This window comes from Rhizobium sp. PRIMUS64 (assembly GCF_023006465.1).
In the GTDB taxonomy this organism is placed as follows: domain Bacteria; phylum Pseudomonadota; class Alphaproteobacteria; order Rhizobiales; family Rhizobiaceae; genus Rhizobium; species Rhizobium leguminosarum.
In genome coordinates this window covers 36,912-51,924 of sequence record NZ_JALBGX010000044.1, presented here as the reverse complement: position 1 = coordinate 51,924, position 15,013 = coordinate 36,912, and the positions used below count along the sequence as shown (strand labels likewise).

The following is a 15,013-nucleotide window of genomic DNA, read 5'->3' as shown; positions in this document are numbered from 1 at the left end:
CGCTCGGCGTCGAGGCCTGGGTCGCCGGCCTTGCCGCCGTGCCGATCTGGCAGGCGATCGCACTGGTGATGACCTCGCCCTTCTTCATCATTCTGGGTGCCCGGCTTTTCCTCGGTGAGCGCGTCGGCCCGGCCCGCTGGGCCGCGACGGCGGCGGGTTTCACCGGAGCGATGATCATCCTGCAGCCATGGTCGGACGGCTTTGGCTGGGCGGCACTCCTGCCTGTGCTCTCGGCGATGCTGTGGGGCGCCTCGTCGCTGATCACCAAAAGCCTGACGGGCATTGAACGACCGGAGACGATCACCGTCTGGCTGCTCGTTCTGCTGACCCCGATAAACGGCGGGCTGGCGCTTGCGGCAGGTTTTGCAGTGCCGACGGGCGCAACCCTTGCCCTGTTCTTGCTGGCGGGGCTGCTGACCGCCGCAGCGCAGTATTTCCTGACGCTTGCCTATGCCGCAGCCGATGCCGCCTACGTCCAGCCATTCGATGATCTCAAGCTGCCGTTGAACGTGCTGGCCGGTTGGCTGTTCTTTGGCTATGCGCCGGCGGGTTACCTTTGGCTGGGAGCAGCTCTCATCCTGTCTGCCTCGCTCTTCATCATGCGAAACGAGATGCGCCGGGAGCGCAAACCAGCCTGATGTGGTCTGGCGCAAAATGTCGCCTCTGTCATGCCTCTGTCATGCCGCTCGCGCAGAAAACTCCTGTTTCGAATGTTCGACACATGGGGGATTTCATGACAATTTCATCGCGCAAGGCAGCGCTCGCTGCCGTGCTTCTCGCATCCGTTGCCTTTCCGGCCGCGGCCGAACCGGTTTTCAATCGCATCGCTTCCTTCCCGGTTGCGCAGAACCTGCCGGCTGACAAGGACAAGCTTTCGGTGAGCTCCGCCGAAATCATCACCGCGACCGACGACGGCAACACGCTGATCTATAGCGACAGCCCGCTCGGCGCGATCGGCTTCATCGACATTACCGATGCCAAGGCTCCGAAGGCCGGCGGCGCGGTGATGATGGACGGCGAGCCGACATCGGTCACCTCGAGCGCCGGCAAGGCGCTCGTTGCCGTCAACACTTCCGAAAACAAGGCGAAGCCCTCGGGCCGTCTCGCCATCGTCGACGTGGCGACCAAGAAGATCGAAAACAGCTGCGATCTCGGCGGCCAGCCGGATTCGATCGCCCTCAACAAGGATAAGACACTCGGCACCATCGCGATCGAAAACGAGCGCGACGAAGACGTCAATGACGGCAAGATTCCGCAGATGCCGGCTGGCGACCTCGTCGTCTTCCAGGTCAGGAACGGCACCGTCGATTGCGGCACGATCAAGCACGTGGCGCTGACCGGGCTTGCCGGCGTCGCCCCGGAGGATCCGGAGCCGGAATTCGTCGCCTTCAACAGCCTGAACGAGATTGCTCTGACGCTGCAGGAAAACAATGAGATCGTCATCATCGACGCCAACACGGCTGAAGTGAAGACGCATTTCTCCGCCGGCAGCGTCGATCTCACCGGTATCGACACCAAGCGTGACGGCGCCCTGAAATTCTCGGGCGAAGCCAAAGGCGTGCTGCGCGAACCCGACGCCGTGAAGTGGCTGGACGACAACCGCCTTGTCGTCGCCAATGAAGGCGACTACCAGGGCGGCTCGCGCGGCTTCACCATCTTCGACAAGACGGGCAAGCTTCTCTACGAATCGGGCGCATCCTTCGAACGCGCCGTCGCCCATATCGGCCACTATCCGGAAAGCCGGTCAGGATCGAAGGGCGTCGAGCCGGAAGGCCTCGAAGCCGCCAAGTTCGGGGACGATCAGTATTTCTTCCTGCTCGCCGAGCGTGCTTCGGTCGTCGGCGTCTATAAGGATACCGGCGCCGATCCCGAACTCGTCCAGCTGCTGCCGTCCGGCATTTCGCCGGAAGGCGCGATCGCCATCCCTAGGCGCAATCTCCTCGCGACTGCCAACGAACTCGACCTCGGCAAGGATGGCGGCGCGCGCTCGCATGTGATGATCTACGAGCGCTCGGAAGGCGAAAAGGCCTATCCGCAGATCGTCTCCGCCGAGAAGGACGGCAATCCGATCGGCTTTGCAGCCCTTTCGGGTCTCGCAGCCGTTCCGGGCAAGCCGGGCATGCTCTACGCCGTCAGCGACAGCGTTCTGGGTTCGCAGCCGACGATCTACACGATCGATGCCAGCAAGAAGCCGGCCGTCATCACCGATGCCCTCGTCATCAAGCGTGACGGCGCCCCGGCCCAGAAGCTCGACATCGAAGGCATCGCGGCTGCTGCCGACGGCTCCTTCTGGCTCGCCTCGGAAGGTTACAGCGAGCGTCTGGTTCCGCATGCCCTCTACAACGTCAATGCCAAGGGCGACATCAAGGCCGAGATCGCCCTGCCGAAGGAGCTCGTCGCCAACGAAATCCGCTACGGCTTCGAAGGCGTGACCATTGTCGGCACCGGCGACGATGCGACGCTGTGGATGGCGGTCCAGCGTGAGTGGAGCGATGACGAGAAGGGCTTCGTCAAGCTCGTCTCCTACAATCCGAAGAAGAAGGAATGGGGTGCTGTGCGCTATCCGCTCGACAAGACGGAAAGCGGCTGGGTCGGCCTGTCGGAAATCTCGGCCCAGGGCGACAGCGTCTACATCATCGAGCGCGACAACCTCGTCGGTGATGCCGCCAGGCTGAAGAAGCTCTACAGGGTCGCGATATCGGACCTGAAGCCCGCCAAGCTCGGCGGCGAGCTGCCGGTCGTCAAGAAGACCGAAGCCCACGACTTCCTCGGTGAGCTGAAGACCGCGACCAACGGCTACGTGCTGGACAAGCTTGAAGGCTTCACCTTCGACGCATCGGGCAAGCCCTATGCGGTCACCGACAATGACGGCGTCAGCGACTCCTCCGGCGAGACCCTGTTCTTTCCGGTTGATCTGGTCGGCACCAACTGAGCCCACCAACTGACCTTGACGGATCGATGACACGAAAATGGCCGGGTTTTCGCCCGGCCATTTTCGTTTCGAAATGTCGGACGGCCTACCAGCGCTGATGCACATGCGGCGCGATCAGCCGCTCGTAAATCTCGCGCGTTGCTGCCATGACATCGGCCGAAAGCGGCGCCAGATTGGCAGCAGCCGCATTGCCCTTGGCCTGCTCGGCGTTACGCGCGCCGGGGATGACGACGGTGACGGCGTCGCTCATCAGGATCCAGCGGAGCGCGAAGGCGGCCATGGTGGCGCCCTCGGGCACCAGCTTGCGCACCTCTTCCACCGCCTGCAGGCCGACCTCGAAGGGCACCCCGGCAAAGGTCTCGCCGACATCGAAGGCTTCGCCGTTGCGGTTGAAATTGCGGTGGTCGTCGCTGGCGAAATGTGTGTCCCGGGTGATCTTTCCCGAGAGAAGACCGCTGGCGAGCGGTACGCGGACGATGATCGCCACGTTCCTGCGGCGTGCTTCCTGGAAGAACAGGTGATCGGGGCGCTGGCGGAAGATGTTGTAGATGATCTGGATGCTGACGACGCCGGGATATTCGATCGCCTTCAGGCCGTCCTCCACCTTTTCGACGCTGACGCCGTAACCCTTGATCTTGCCGGCCTTCTGCAGCTCGTTCAGGTCCTCGAAGACCTCCGGCTGGTAAAGCACCTCACGCGGCGGGCAGTGGAGCTGCACGAGGTCGAGACTGTCGACGGCAAGATTCGTCAGGCTGCGGTCGATGAAGCCTTCGAGATTAGCCTTGGTGTAGCCTTCCGCGACATGCGGGTTGAGGCGGCGGCCCGCCTTGGTAGCGACCATCGGACGCACATCGCCGCGCGTCTTCAGCACGTCGGCAATGATCTTTTCCGAGCGCCCGTCGCCATAGACGTCAGCCGTATCGATGAATGTCATGCCGGCATCGAGCGCGGCATTGAGCGCCGCGCGTCCGTCGGCCTCGCTGATATCGCCCCAGGAGCCGCCGATCTGCCAGGCGCCGAAGCCGACATTGGTGACGGTGAAGGGCATGCGGCCAAAAGCATGGTGTTTCATGAAAAATCCTCCCTACTGCATGTCGCCCGGAAGTGTGCGGGGACAACGACATGCATAAAAACAAAGAGCCAAAGCGCATCGCATGAATCAAGCACGATGCGACGCGCTTTGGTGATGAAAGCCACTGGAACTATCAGGCGGGTGACTCCGCGGCAATTACCGATCCGGCTTTGATTGGTCGCCTCGATGAAATATCGTCGCGATATAAGGCTTCAACCGCAATGAATGGAAAAGGAAAGATCATGGAGATCAAACCCGCCGGCTCTCGCCCCTCGACGAAGCCACCGGCCGACTATTTCACCGGCGCCGTTCGCCAGGATCCGCTGATGGAAACGCCGGCGCCGGCACGGGCGAGGGCGGTCTCCGTCACCTTTGAACCCGGCGCCCGCACGGCCTGGCATACGCATCCGCTCGGCCAGACACTGATCGTGACATCAGGTAAGGGCCTCGCCCAGAGCTGGGGCGAGGACATCCGCGAGATCCGCCCCGGCGATACCGTCTGGTTCGCGCCAGGCGAAAAACATTGGCACGGCGCTGCCCCGGACACGGCGATGACGCATATCGCCATCCATGAAGCGCTGGACGGCAGCCACGTCGACTGGATGGAAAAGGTCAGCGACGAGCAATATTCCGGTAAAATGTGAGCTGATCAGAGCCGTTTCAGGCAATAGGAAAAATGCGCGTGCGATTCGACCGTCAGGAACTCGAATTGCCAGCCGTAATCCTTGCAGAATTTGGTGACCGCCTCGACGACGCCATAGACGATCGGCTTGACCGTATTGCCGGTGCAGAAATCATGCCCGGCAATACGCCCCGTCCGCTTCACCTTCTTTTCGCAGAGCTGGAGTTCCTGCCAGGTGAGCTCGAAGGAATGGTCGGTATCGATATAGGCCCAATCGAGGAAATCGTCCTCGAATTCGGCAAGCTTGTCGAGCGATGTGCCTTGCATCAGATGCAGCCGGCCGGCCGCGATCTCGGCCGCGAAATTCGTGTGGATCGCATCGAGCCCGGAGCTGTAGCGATCCATTGACCAGGGATCGATGAGGTAGAGCTGCGCCGGGCGATTCTTTTCCAGGATCTCCGCCGTATATTCGCCAAAGGCTGCCCCGACCTCGACGCCGATGCCGCCGTTCGGGATCCGATAAAGCAATTCGCCGCGATCCGGCAGCAGCCGGGCGTTTTCCATATGATGGGCGCTGAGCGGGGTGCGCGGCATGCTCGCCCGGAGCGCCTGCCTTTCTTCACGTGTCTTCATTTCTGATCTCGGGATTGCGGGCGACTGACGGCCCTGATGCGGTTTGACGGCAAGGTAGGAGCAGCCGGCACCGATGACAACCGCATGACGGGAATTTGCTTCTTTCGAACAAACCGCTAAGTTCCATCTGTGAACTGACGAAAAAGCCTCGGGAGGAGCGATTTCATGAGACGCATGTGGCCTGAAGAATTCAACGCCATCATCAGCGGAGCTGAGGAGGTGATGTTGGAAACACCAGCCGAGGCCGGCGAAGCGCCGCTGCAGCGCAAGGCGCTGAAGGCGCGAATCACCATGCAGGATTACGAGCGGATCTGGCCGCTCGCCGAGATGCGCTTCCGGCTTGGTGAAAGAGATGGCAAGGCCATCACGCTGATCACCACCAATCCCCACTACCACGCCTGGCACCCGAAGGACGGCGGCAGCGTCGATTCCGTGTCGGACAGCGGCCGCCATTACAAGACGGATTATCTCGTCGTGCACTTCCTGCTCGACGACGTGAAGGAAACGTCTCCCGCCTGAGGCTAAGGCCCGGTGCGGCCGGAAGCCGTACCGGCGTCCTGTGGAAGCCAAGTTGATCCCGACGCTGATGACAACGGCGGCGATATCGGTAAGCTTGGGCGAAACATATCCTTACGAAATTGGAGGTTCCCGTGACGGGCAACGTGCTGGATATCCCGGTCAAGACTGTGGATGGTCGTGAGACCACGCTCAACGAATACAGGGGCAGGGTGCTCTTGGTCGTCAATGTCGCCTCGAAATGCGGGCTGACCGTCCAATATGAGGGGCTGGAAAAGCTCTATGGGGAAAAGCGCGAGCGCGGCTTCGTCATCGCAGCTTTCCCCGCCAACGACTTCAAGGGTCAGGAGCCCGGCACCGACGCCGAGATCCTCGATTTCTGCACCAGCACCTATGACGTCACCTTCCCGATCTTCTCGAAGATCTCGGTCAAGGGCGAGGCCCAGCACCCGCTTTACCGGCAGCTGACCAAGTCGGGTGTCGCGACGACGGGTGACGGCCCGATGCGCGAACGCCTGAAATCCCATGGCATGACAGGCGGAGATGAGGACGACATCCTCTGGAACTTCGAGAAATTCCTGATCGGCCGCGACGGCAAAGTCGCCGCCCGTTTCGCGCCTGACGTGACGGCGGACGATTCGCGGCTGGTTTCCGCTGTGGATAAAGAACTGGCGAAGGGATGAATGGTGGGCCATGAGCACCCACCGGACAGCGGGATGCTCACTACCCCGATCACGCTCTCACATCTCAGTCGGAGAAAATGAGAAAGCGCATCCGGCGCCGTTCCAAGATCCTCAGATCCCAAGCACGGTCACAAGCGGGGGCGTAAAGTTCTTGAAGCCCACCCTCGGCCAGTCGCACCTCTTGTCGAATTTCGTCTTTGGTTCGTGGCGCTGGCATGTCGGATTCGTCTTGAATGCATATCCGGGCAGGGCGACGTATGTGGCACTTGGCGTGCCAAGGGCAATCGCGATGCACAGCATCAATGCGGAGCGCAGGGTCCTCATGGCACACCTCCAGGCGTGATGAACCTTCAAGCGCGGAGACTTTCCGGGCGGCGAATTCTCCCACTTTTGCCGGCCCCTATCCATTCGCCCAATAGGAGGTGGCGCGGTGGTTGGGAGTAGTCCGTTTTGCGGAGCGCTGGCGGGACGGCGCGCATCTGAAGCTGCCGGGATGTACGTCTTGCTGCGCCGGAACGTCTTGCCGCATGCTGCCTCGAGAACGCAGTCCTGCCCACAACTCGGACCGTGGTGTGCCGCCGAACGGGGGCATCGGCAGCCAGTTCACCGGATACGGAGAGTCGTGACGAAGCGATAGGCAGCGGGTGGGTTTTCGGCGTGGATGTAATCGCATGAAATGGCAGACGATGGGCGTCCTCCAAACGGCGAGGGATGCCCATCACCCCACAGTCACTTCTGCGTGAGAGAAAATGAGAAGGCGCACCGGGCGCCGCTCATAAATGAAACGCGGTTTTGGAAAAACGAAAACGTATATTTATCGCCACTTTGACCGCTGTCTCTGAAAGACGCAGGGAATCGGCTGATGGTGCTTAAGACGCCGCGCTGGCTGGCTTTGCTGATTTCCAAGCTGCAGGCTGAATTGTCGGCATCGACCGAAAAATTAATCGGCAGATCTGACTGCATTCTCAGCAGATATGTTCTGGCTTCACGCGCCGGGGTTTCTCCCGAGGTTGTAATCGCCTGATCCCCGGCAGACAGGAACACCTCTTGCGCTGGCTCTCTGGCAATGCACGGCGGCGCAGCCACGCTGGCGAGAAGCAGCGTAGAGATGATGGCAACGGTTTTCATGAGGTGTCTCCTGACAAAACACCTTGCGCAGATCCTGATCGGATTAGCGAGCTAATTCGGGAGTCTAATTCCGATGAACAAGCAGCAGGAAAGATTGAAAATGGTGGGCGATGAGAGACTCGAACTCCCGACATCCTCGGTGTAAACGAGGCGCTCTACCAACTGAGCTAATCGCCCATCGCAAACGAAGCCGGATCGGCCTGCCGCGTTGGTGGCCGTGATCTATGCGGATCGCGGCAAAACCGCAAGAGTGTTTGTGAAGATTTTTTGATTTTTTTGGCGGTGGCCCCGTGTCTTCAATGCCGCTTAGGTTTGGCTCGGCTGTGGAAAAGTGAGGGGAGGGCGGCGAGCATCTCCGTTTCGAAGGCGCTGCGTCTGCGCCTGAGCATCGCTGCGGAAGACGGAAGTGCCGGCTTTTGTTCGTCTGGCACCCAACCCGCAGAAACATTTCACGGACTGTCATGGTTTTGTCTCCAAACCTGCTTGACACTAAAAGGCGAACCCCGTAGTTAGCCGCTCATCGAAACGGGCAGCCGTTTTGGAGAGGGTGCGAAGGCATCCGGACTGCTTGAAATGAATTGCGGGTGTAGCTCAGTTGGTTAGAGTGCCGGCCTGTCACGCCGGAGGTCGCGGGTTCGAGCCCCGTCACTCGCGCCATTTCAAGTCTTGTAAAACGCAAATGCGATTTGTCGTTTGTCCGGTTCTCTTCTTCCTCGCGGCCGCAAAATGGCCGATCAATGCGCGGGTGTAGCTCAGTCGGTTAGAGTGCCGGCCTGTCACGCCGGAGGTCGCGGGTTCGAGCCCCGTCACTCGCGCCATTTCTCTTGAAAGCTATGCAGTTTCCAGTGGTCCGGCATGCGCGCTGAAGCGGCTTGCGCGGATTTGTCGCGACATCATTGCATGTGCTTGATAGTGTCCCTCGGCTACTCGTCGAATTGCTTCTGTAAAAGTCTTGCGCCGGGGCTTCGGCTGCGCTAACCACGGCTTGTTGCAACGCACGTTCGCTTGCCGGGCATTTGCCCAAATGCGCCACCTGGCGTCTCCGGCAAGCAGGGATGAACATGATGACTGAACTACTCAGTTCTTATATTCCAATCGCTATCTTCATTGCTATTGCGCTCGTGATCGGTCTGGCGCTGCTCATCGCGCCGTTCGCCGTGGCTTTCAAAGCGCCAGATTCGGAAAAGCTCTCGGCTTACGAATGCGGCTTCAACGCTTTCGACGACGCCCGCATGAAGTTCGACATCCGCTTCTACCTCGTGTCGATCCTCTTCATCATCTTCGACCTCGAAGTCGCCTTCCTCTTCCCCTGGGCCGTTTCCTTCGGCGCCATCGGCTGGTTCGGCTTCTGGTCCATGATGGTCTTCCTTCTCGTGCTGACCATCGGCTTTATCTATGAATGGAAGAAGGGAGCCCTGGAATGGGAGTAGCCCCTGTGAGCAATCAGCCGCTCGTCGCACAGCAGCCAAAAGGGATCATCGATCCTTCGACCGGCAAGCCGATCGGCAGCAACGACCCATTTTTCGGTGAGATCAACAACGAGCTCGCCGACAAGGGTTTTCTCGTCACCTCCACCGACGAGCTGATCAACTGGGCCCGCACCGGCTCGCTGATGTGGATGACCTTCGGCCTTGCCTGCTGCGCCGTCGAAATGATGCAGCTGTCGATGCCGCGTTACGACGTCGAGCGCTTTGGTTTTGCGCCGCGCGCCTCGCCGCGCCAGTCCGACGTGATGATCGTCGCCGGCACGCTGACCAACAAGATGGCGCCGGCGCTGCGTAAGGTCTATGACCAGATGCCCGAGCCGCGTTATGTCATCTCGATGGGCTCCTGCGCCAATGGCGGCGGCTATTATCACTATTCCTATTCGGTGGTGCGCGGTTGCGACCGCATCGTGCCGATCGACATCTACGTGCCGGGCTGTCCCCCCACGGCAGAGGCGCTGCTTTATGGCGTGCTTCTGCTGCAGAAGAAGATCCGGCGTACCGGCACGATCGAACGCTAAGGGTTAAGGACAAGGCATATGAGTGAAGCCCTGACTGAGCTTGCGTCCTACCTTGGCGAAGCGCGCGCCAACCTGATCGCCGCATCGCAGATGAAGTATGGCGAGCTGACGCTGACGACGACGGGTGAAAACCTGGTCGCTCTTCTGACCTTCCTGCGCGACGACGCCAAATGCGGTTTCGTCAACCTGATCGATATTTGCGGGGTCGACTGGCCGCAGCGCGAGTTGCGTTTCGACGTCGTCTACCACCTGTTGTCGCCGAAGAAGAACCTGCGCATCCGCGTCAAGGTCCCGACCGACGAGGATACGCCGGTTCCGTCGGCCTGCCCCGTCTATCCAGGTGCCGACTGGTTCGAGCGCGAGACCTGGGACATGTATGGCGTGCTCTTCACCGGCCATCCGGACCTGCGCCGCATCCTGACCGACTATGGCTTCGAAGGCCATCCGCTGCGCAAGGACTTCCCGACCACCGGCTTCGTCGAAGTGCGTTACGACGACGCCGCAAAGCGCGTCGTCTACGAGCCGGTCGAGCTGAAGCAGGAATTCCGCAACTTCGACTTTATGTCGCCTTGGGAAGGCACGGAGTATGTGCTGCCCGGCGACGAAAAGGCGAAGCAATAAATTCAAGGCGGCTGGTGGGCTTAGCCCGCCATTCACTGGTTATCTGAGAACGCGAGCCCATCGCCATGACAGAACATAACGTCCGCAACTTCAACATCAACTTCGGACCGCAGCATCCGGCGGCGCATGGCGTTCTTCGTCTTGTCCTGGAGCTTGACGGCGAAATTGTGGAGCGTGTCGATCCGCATATCGGCCTTTTGCATCGCGGCACCGAGAAGCTGATCGAGACAAAGACCTATCTTCAGGCCGTGCCCTATTTCGATCGTCTCGACTACGTCGCGCCGATGAACCAGGAGCATGCCTATGCGATGGCCGTCGAAAAGCTGCTCGGCATTGAGATCCCGATTCGCGGCCAGCTGATCCGCGTTCTCTATTCGGAAATCGGTCGTATCCTCTCGCACCTTCTGAACGTCACGACGCAGGCCATGGACGTCGGCGCGCTGACGCCGCCGCTCTGGGGCTTCGAAGAGCGCGAAAAGCTGATGGTGTTCTACGAGCGCGCCAGCGGCTCACGCATGCACGCCGCCTATTTCCGTCCGGGTGGCGTCCACCAGGATCTGCCCGAACAGCTCGTGCAGGATATCGGCAACTGGTGCGACCCGTTCCTGAAGGCGCTCGACGACATCGACAACCTGTTGACCGGCAACCGTATCTTCAAGCAGCGCAACGTCGATATCGGCGTCGTCTCGCTGGAGGAATGCTGGGCCTGGGGCTTCTCCGGCGTCATGGTGCGCGGTTCGGGTGCGGCTTGGGATCTGCGTCGCGCCCAGCCGTATGAATGTTATTCCGATCTCGAATTCGACATTCCGATCGGCAAGAATGGCGACAACTACGACCGCTATCTGATCCGCATGATCGAGATGCGCGAGTCGGTTCGCATCATGAAGCAATGCGTCAACCGGCTGCTCTCGGATGCGAAGACCGGTCCTTTCTCGTCGATTGACGGCAAGGTCGTGCCGCCGAAGCGCGGCGAGATGAAGCGTTCGATGGAAGCGCTGATCCACCACTTCAAACTCTATACCGAAGGCTACCACGTGCCGGCCGGCGAGGTTTACGCCGCCGTCGAGGCGCCGAAGGGCGAGTTCGGCGTCTATCTGGTCTCCGACGGCACCAACAAGCCCTATCGCTGCAAGATCCGCGCCCCGGGCTACGCCCATCTGCAGGCCATGGATTTCATGTGCCGCGGCCACCAGCTTGCCGACGTCGCGGCCGTCCTCGGCTCGCTCGACATCGTCTTCGGTGAGGTGGACCGCTGATGCAGCTTCTGCCGCTGGCCGTCGTAATCCTTCTTTCGGCATCCGGGGTTTCGGCTCAGGAGTCCGATAGCCTCGGCACGCCGCTGGGCCGTAAGGAAGAGACGCCGCCGGCGCAGCAATCGTCCATGGGCGAGCTTTTGTCCAAGGGCTATCAGATCAAGGCTGCCATTCAGAACGGCAGCAAATTCGTAGTGTTTATGCAAAAAGACCAGTCGGCCTATGCCTGCGAAATGCAGTCTTTGACCGCTTCGCGGTGTGGAACCCTAAACTGACAAGGCGTGAGGAAGAATGTCCGTTCGTCGATTAGCCGAAGATCAATTCCAGCCTGCCGCATTCGCCTTCAGCGATGAGAATGCGGTCTGGGCGGACAAGACGATCCAGAAATACCCCGCCGGCCGCCAGCAATCGGCGGTCATTCCGCTGTTGATGCGGGCGCAGGAGCAGGACGGCTGGGTCACGCGCGCGGCGATCGAAAAGATCGCCGACATGCTCGACATGGCCTATATAAGAGTGCTCGAGGTCGCGACCTTCTATACGCAGTTCCAGCTGCACCCTGTGGGAACGCGCGCCCATGTCCAGGTCTGCGGCACGACGCCCTGCATGCTGCGCGGCTCGGAAGCGCTGATGTCGGTCTGCAAGAGCAAGATCCATGCCCATGCCTTCGAGCGTAACGCCGAAGGAACGTTGTCCTGGGAAGAGGTCGAATGTCTCGGGGCCTGTGTCAACGCCCCGATGGTGATGATCGGCAAGGACACCTATGAGGACCTGACGCCCGAGCGTCTCGAAGAGATCATCGACGTCTTTGCCGCCGGCAATGGCGCCAGCATCAAGCCCGGCACCCAGATCGACCGCGTGTTTTCGGCGCCTGAAGGCGGCCTGACCTCGCTGACGACGGAAGAGCCGAAGGCAAGGACGCGCGCCAAGAAGGCCAATGCCGAAACCGTGTCGGCTCCAGTCGACGCCGCGCCGGTTCCGCCCTCCGAGGCCGCGCGCCCGAAGAGCACCGACGCCGAGACCAATGCTGCCCTGAAGACGCCGGCAACGGCGCCGAAGGCGGCTGCGAAAAACGCAAAGGCTGCCGAGCAGCAGCCGATATCAGGCACTGCGGCCGCCGAACCGGCGCCGAAAGCTGCCGTCAAGGCTGAAGCTGCCCCTGCGGCAAAGCCTGCTCTGACCGACAAGAACCGTCCGGCCGGCGTCGAAAAGCCTGCCGCACCGGATGATCTGAAGATGATCTCGGGTGTCGGCCCGAAAATCGAGGCGACGTTGAACGAAATCGGCATCTTCACCTTTGCGCAGGTCGCAGGCTGGAAGAAGGCCGAACGCGAATGGGTCGACGGCTACCTGAACTTCCGCGGCCGCATCGAGCGCGATGACTGGGTCAAGCAGGCCAAGGCGCTCGCCAAGGGCGGGGAAGCGGAATATATCAAGGTCTTCGGCAAGAAGCCGCGGTAAGAGGTGAAGCATGTTACAAGATAAAGACCGCATCTTTACCAATATCTACGGCCTCAAGGACAAATCCCTGAAGGGCGCGATGAGCCGCGGCCACTGGGACGGCACCAAGCAGATCCTCGAAAAGGGCCGCGACTGGATCATCAACGAGATGAAGGCGTCTGGTCTTCGCGGTCGTGGCGGCGCCGGTTTCCCCACAGGTCTCAAATGGTCCTTCATGCCGAAGGAAAGCGACGGCCGCCCACATTACCTCGTCGTCAACGCTGACGAATCGGAGCCCGGCACCTGCAAGGACCGCGATATCATGCGCCACGATCCGCATACGCTGATCGAAGGCTGTGTCATCGCGAGCTTCGCCATGGGCGCCAATGCGGCCTACATCTATGTGCGCGGCGAATATATAAGAGAGCGCGAAGCGCTGCAGGCGGCGATCGACGAATGCTATGATTATGGCCTGCTCGGCAAGAACAACAAGCTCGGCTGGGACATGGACATCTTCGTCCATCACGGCGCCGGCGCCTATATCTGCGGCGAGGAAACCGCGCTGCTCGAAAGCCTCGAAGGCAAGAAGGGCCAGCCGCGCCTGAAGCCGCCGTTCCCGGCCAATATGGGCCTCTACGGCTGCCCGACGACGGTCAACAATGTCGAATCGATCGCTGTTGCGCCGACGATCCTGCGCCGCGGCGCCGGTTGGTTCTCGGCCATCGGCCGCCCGAACAATGTCGGCACCAAGCTGTTCATGCTCTCCGGCCACGTCAACAAGCCGTGCACGGTCGAAGAGGAAATGGGTATCACCTTCCGCGAACTGGTCGACCGCCATGCCGGCGGCATCCGCGGCGGCTGGGACAACCTGCTTGCCGTCATTCCGGGCGGGGCGTCCTGCCCGATCGTTCCTGCCAAGGACATCATCGATTGCCCGATGGATTTCGACGGCCTGCGCGGCGTCGGCTCTTCCTTCGGTACTGCCGCCGCGATCGTCATGGACAAGTCCACCGACGTCATCAAGGCGATCGCCCGTATCTCCGCCTTCTTCAAGCATGAGAGCTGCGGCCAGTGCACGCCCTGCCGCGAAGGCACCGGCTGGATGTGGCGCGTGATGGAACGCATGGCCAAGGGCAATGCCCAGAAGCGCGAAATCGACATGCTGTTCCAGGTGACGAAGCAGATCGAGGGCCATACCATCTGTGCGCTGGGCGATGCAGCCGCATGGCCGGTGCAGGGTCTGATCCGTAACTTCCGTCCCGAGATCGAAAAGCGCATCGACCAGTATACGGCAAGCGCCCTCGATCACGGTGCGGTTCTGGAGGCGGCTGAATAATCATGGCGGACAACGCATCCAAGGTTGGGAAGAAGGAAGAAGTCACCGATTTCGCGGCCGGTTTCGGCCGTCTTGCCGCCGAGATGCTGGAAAATGCACGGGCGATGCCGGTGCATCCGCTGATGGCGCATCCCGCTGCAGCCTTTGCTGCCGCAACGGCGATCGGCTTCGGTTTCTCGACCCAGATGGCGGGCGCCTTCTTCGGCGCCTTCCAGAGCGCCCTGGAAACGACCGGCAAGGTCGCGGCCGCCCTCGATGACACGCCGCCGGACGAACTGAAGCCCGATGTCGATATCCGGCCGGAGAATATTCGCCCGGATGTCAGGGCTTTCACCAAGCCGCCGGCTGAGAAGAAGGCAAGGCCGACCCTGACTGTTGTCAAGCCGGTCAGCGAGCCGACCCCAGCCAGCCACACGAAGCCAGCAAGCCAAGTGAAGACCAGCCAACCAAAGCCGGCTGTGAAGGCAAAACCGGTTGCGCGTAGGAAGGCCGACGATCTGAAGCTGATCGCCGGCATCGGCCCGAAGCTGGAGCAGGTGCTGAATGCCAAGGGCATTCGCAACTTCGCTGAGATCGCCGCCTGGACCGACGAGGAAATCGCCCGGCTCGACGCCGAACTCGGCTTCAATGGCCGCATCGGCCGTGACGACTGGACCGGTCAGGCGAAAATTCTGGCGGGACGGGGCCGCAGGAAGAAATGAACTGTCCGGCCGTGCAATCGGCCGGAAGGATGGGCAGATCGGCGGACGGGCGGGGACCTCAAGCTGTAGATGCC

17 protein-coding genes and 3 tRNA genes are annotated in these 15,013 nt (G+C 61.0%); 15 read left to right on the top strand and 5 right to left on the bottom strand.

Annotated features, from left to right (window positions below):
* Both MOV76_RS18635 and MOV76_RS18630 read left to right on the top strand, forming a co-directional pair.
* Positions 1-638 (top strand): DMT family transporter (locus tag MOV76_RS18635; protein WP_247265053.1); only part of this gene is annotated, 638 nt, incomplete at its 5' end.
* 83 nt (positions 639-721) lie between these two features.
* Positions 722-2,932 carry an esterase-like activity of phytase family protein gene (locus MOV76_RS18630; protein ID WP_247265052.1) on the top strand — a complete coding sequence of 737 codons (2,211 nt, stop codon included), beginning with the start codon at positions 722-724 and terminating at the stop codon, positions 2,930-2,932.
* Between the two features lie 85 nt (positions 2,933-3,017).
* On the opposite strand, the gene MOV76_RS18625 is transcribed toward MOV76_RS18630, so the two are convergent.
* Positions 3,018-4,004 carry an aldo/keto reductase gene (locus MOV76_RS18625; protein WP_130652184.1) on the bottom strand — a complete coding sequence of 329 codons (987 nt, stop codon included), beginning with the start codon at positions 4,002-4,004 and terminating at the stop codon, positions 3,018-3,020.
* Between the two features lie 242 nt (positions 4,005-4,246).
* On the opposite strand from MOV76_RS18625, the gene MOV76_RS18620 reads away from it, so the two are divergent.
* Positions 4,247-4,648: a cupin domain-containing protein gene (locus MOV76_RS18620; RefSeq protein ID WP_018516857.1), complete on the top strand. Its 402-nt coding sequence runs from the start codon at positions 4,247-4,249 to the stop codon at positions 4,646-4,648.
* Positions 4,649-4,653: 5 nt separating this feature from the next.
* On the opposite strand, the gene MOV76_RS18615 is transcribed toward MOV76_RS18620, so the two are convergent.
* Positions 4,654-5,259 carry a class I SAM-dependent methyltransferase gene (locus tag MOV76_RS18615; protein WP_065276271.1) on the bottom strand — a complete coding sequence of 202 codons (606 nt, stop codon included), beginning with the start codon at positions 5,257-5,259 and terminating at the stop codon, positions 4,654-4,656.
* A gap of 165 nt (positions 5,260-5,424) precedes the next feature.
* Between MOV76_RS18615 and MOV76_RS18610 the strand changes: the two genes are divergently transcribed.
* Entirely contained in the window at positions 5,425-5,778 is a 354-nt protein-coding gene (locus MOV76_RS18610) for a hypothetical protein (RefSeq protein ID WP_018241586.1), read from the top strand.
* Positions 5,779-5,909: 131 nt separating this feature from the next.
* Entirely contained in the window at positions 5,910-6,458 is a 549-nt protein-coding gene (locus MOV76_RS18605) for a glutathione peroxidase (protein ID WP_018241587.1), read from the top strand.
* Positions 6,459-6,569: 111 nt separating this feature from the next.
* On the opposite strand, the gene MOV76_RS40115 is transcribed toward MOV76_RS18605, so the two are convergent.
* The 3 genes from MOV76_RS40115 to MOV76_RS18595 all read right to left on the bottom strand — a co-directional run bounded on the left by MOV76_RS40115 (position 6,570) and on the right by MOV76_RS18595 (position 7,763).
* Positions 6,570-6,782, bottom strand: a complete 213-nt coding sequence (locus MOV76_RS40115; protein WP_018447536.1) for a hypothetical protein — start codon at positions 6,780-6,782, stop codon at positions 6,570-6,572.
* 405 nt (positions 6,783-7,187) lie between these two features.
* Complete coding sequence (locus MOV76_RS18600; RefSeq protein WP_028733659.1) at positions 7,188-7,586, bottom strand: hypothetical protein; 399 nt, start codon at positions 7,584-7,586, stop codon at positions 7,188-7,190.
* 101 nt (positions 7,587-7,687) lie between these two features.
* Positions 7,688-7,763, bottom strand: a tRNA-Val gene (locus MOV76_RS18595).
* Positions 7,764-8,166: 403 nt separating this feature from the next.
* Between MOV76_RS18595 and MOV76_RS18590 the strand changes: the two genes are divergently transcribed.
* The 10 genes from MOV76_RS18590 to MOV76_RS18545 all read left to right on the top strand — a co-directional run bounded on the left by MOV76_RS18590 (position 8,167) and on the right by MOV76_RS18545 (position 14,939).
* A tRNA-Asp gene (locus MOV76_RS18590) sits at positions 8,167-8,243 on the top strand.
* 84 nt (positions 8,244-8,327) lie between these two features.
* A tRNA-Asp gene (locus MOV76_RS18585) sits at positions 8,328-8,404 on the top strand.
* A gap of 246 nt (positions 8,405-8,650) precedes the next feature.
* Complete coding sequence (locus tag MOV76_RS18580) at positions 8,651-9,016, top strand: NADH-quinone oxidoreductase subunit A (protein WP_010055493.1); 366 nt, start codon at positions 8,651-8,653, stop codon at positions 9,014-9,016.
* Positions 9,007-9,591: an NADH-quinone oxidoreductase subunit B family protein gene (locus tag MOV76_RS18575; RefSeq protein ID WP_003547368.1), complete on the top strand. Its 585-nt coding sequence runs from the start codon at positions 9,007-9,009 to the stop codon at positions 9,589-9,591. The genes MOV76_RS18580 and MOV76_RS18575 overlap by 10 nt, the downstream gene beginning before the upstream one ends.
* Before the next feature lie 18 nt (positions 9,592-9,609).
* Positions 9,610-10,212 carry an NADH-quinone oxidoreductase subunit C gene (locus MOV76_RS18570; protein WP_247265051.1) on the top strand — a complete coding sequence of 201 codons (603 nt, stop codon included), beginning with the start codon at positions 9,610-9,612 and terminating at the stop codon, positions 10,210-10,212.
* A 65-nt stretch (positions 10,213-10,277) separates the two neighbouring features.
* The gene (locus MOV76_RS18565) at positions 10,278-11,468 is read left to right on the top strand and encodes an NADH-quinone oxidoreductase subunit D (RefSeq protein WP_018241591.1); all 1,191 of its coding nucleotides are present in this window, start codon (positions 10,278-10,280) and stop codon (positions 11,466-11,468) included.
* Positions 11,468-11,740: a hypothetical protein gene (locus MOV76_RS18560; RefSeq protein ID WP_247265050.1), complete on the top strand. Its 273-nt coding sequence runs from the start codon at positions 11,468-11,470 to the stop codon at positions 11,738-11,740. The genes MOV76_RS18565 and MOV76_RS18560 overlap by 1 nt, the downstream gene beginning before the upstream one ends.
* Positions 11,741-11,756: 16 nt before the next feature.
* Complete coding sequence (locus tag MOV76_RS18555) at positions 11,757-12,923, top strand: NADH-quinone oxidoreductase subunit E (RefSeq protein ID WP_130716145.1); 1,167 nt, start codon at positions 11,757-11,759, stop codon at positions 12,921-12,923.
* Between the two features lie 10 nt (positions 12,924-12,933).
* Positions 12,934-14,238, top strand: coding sequence for an NADH-quinone oxidoreductase subunit NuoF (nuoF, locus tag MOV76_RS18550; RefSeq protein WP_003547378.1), 1,305 nt, complete (start codon positions 12,934-12,936; stop codon positions 14,236-14,238).
* 2 nt (positions 14,239-14,240) lie between these two features.
* Positions 14,241-14,939, top strand: a complete 699-nt coding sequence (locus MOV76_RS18545) for a 5' DNA nuclease (protein WP_193444405.1) — start codon at positions 14,241-14,243, stop codon at positions 14,937-14,939.
* The last annotated feature ends 74 nt before the right edge of the window (positions 14,940-15,013 follow it).

Bases quoted from the DNA above. Each gene is read 5' to 3' on its own strand.
- MOV76_RS18580 (WP_010055493.1), top strand. From the start codon at position 8,651: ATGACTGAACTACTCAGTTCTTATATTCCAATCGCTATCTTCATTGCT.
- MOV76_RS18600 (WP_028733659.1), bottom strand. From the start codon at position 7,586: ATGAAAACCGTTGCCATCATCTCTACGCTGCTTCTCGCCAGCGTGGCT.
- MOV76_RS18570 (WP_247265051.1), top strand. From the start codon at position 9,610: ATGAGTGAAGCCCTGACTGAGCTTGCGTCCTACCTTGGCGAAGCGCGC.
- MOV76_RS18545 (WP_193444405.1), top strand. From the start codon at position 14,241: ATGGCGGACAACGCATCCAAGGTTGGGAAGAAGGAAGAAGTCACCGAT.
- MOV76_RS40115 (WP_018447536.1), bottom strand. From the start codon at position 6,782: ATGAGGACCCTGCGCTCCGCATTGATGCTGTGCATCGCGATTGCCCTT.
- MOV76_RS18615 (WP_065276271.1), bottom strand. From the start codon at position 5,259: ATGAAGACACGTGAAGAAAGGCAGGCGCTCCGGGCGAGCATGCCGCGC.
- nuoF (WP_003547378.1), top strand. From the start codon at position 12,934: ATGTTACAAGATAAAGACCGCATCTTTACCAATATCTACGGCCTCAAG.
- MOV76_RS18625 (WP_130652184.1), bottom strand. From the start codon at position 4,004: ATGAAACACCATGCTTTTGGCCGCATGCCCTTCACCGTCACCAATGTC.
- MOV76_RS18630 (WP_247265052.1), top strand. From the start codon at position 722: ATGGGGGATTTCATGACAATTTCATCGCGCAAGGCAGCGCTCGCTGCC.
- MOV76_RS18610 (WP_018241586.1), top strand. From the start codon at position 5,425: ATGAGACGCATGTGGCCTGAAGAATTCAACGCCATCATCAGCGGAGCT.
- MOV76_RS18575 (WP_003547368.1), top strand. From the start codon at position 9,007: ATGGGAGTAGCCCCTGTGAGCAATCAGCCGCTCGTCGCACAGCAGCCA.
- MOV76_RS18620 (WP_018516857.1), top strand. From the start codon at position 4,247: ATGGAGATCAAACCCGCCGGCTCTCGCCCCTCGACGAAGCCACCGGCC.
- MOV76_RS18560 (WP_247265050.1), top strand. From the start codon at position 11,468: ATGCAGCTTCTGCCGCTGGCCGTCGTAATCCTTCTTTCGGCATCCGGG.
- MOV76_RS18565 (WP_018241591.1), top strand. From the start codon at position 10,278: ATGACAGAACATAACGTCCGCAACTTCAACATCAACTTCGGACCGCAG.
- MOV76_RS18555 (WP_130716145.1), top strand. From the start codon at position 11,757: ATGTCCGTTCGTCGATTAGCCGAAGATCAATTCCAGCCTGCCGCATTC.